We start from the raw sequence: 414 nt of genomic DNA, 5'->3' as shown, positions 1-414 counted from the left end.
GAGCGATCTTGGCGAGACGGTTCTTCGCGACTTTGACGGTGCCACCGGCGGCGCGCATCTTCGACCGGAGGTCGTTCATTTGCGCGACGGTGATACCGGCGTAGTGGGCCACGACGACTGAACCCGCGTTCGAGAACGCTTCGTTCAGGCCCGTGACGAGTTCGCGTTTTTCCGCTCTGTCCACTGCCTATCTCCAGTTGACCCCTGCCTCATTCACGAGGTCAGAAGTCGGGTTGCCTTTTGCCGGCCGGGCTATCCAAAAACGGATCTCCCGAACGGCGCTCGAGGATCCTGCCCCCTTTCGCCACACCGACGGCCAAGCCGGCGATGCGCTGACAAAAGGCAAACACGGTTCGAACCTTTCATTGGAGCGTTCGCTCCTTTGTCGGGTCTTCACCCGTCTCATGCAGGCCC

Annotated in this window: 2 protein-coding genes; one reads left to right on the top strand and one right to left on the bottom strand. The window is 61.1% G+C overall.

The genetic code is table 11. The features are described from left to right. On the bottom strand, positions 1-184 hold a 184-nt coding region (gene rplJ / locus EOA29_RS40455; RefSeq protein ID WP_127222606.1), incomplete at its 3' end, for a 50S ribosomal protein L10. 49 nt (positions 185-233) lie between these two features. On the opposite strand from rplJ, the gene EOA29_RS42580 reads away from it, so the two are divergent. Continuing rightward, positions 234-414, top strand: a 181-nt coding sequence (locus tag EOA29_RS42580; RefSeq protein WP_210213248.1) for a hypothetical protein, incomplete at its 3' end; no start/stop codon positions are given.

Source organism: Mesorhizobium sp. M1E.F.Ca.ET.063.01.1.1 (genome assembly GCF_003998155.1).
Taxonomy (GTDB): Bacteria; Pseudomonadota; Alphaproteobacteria; order Rhizobiales; family Rhizobiaceae; genus Mesorhizobium.
The sequence above is the reverse complement of the archived record's forward strand: the minus strand, read 5'-3'. Positions and strand labels throughout refer to the sequence as shown.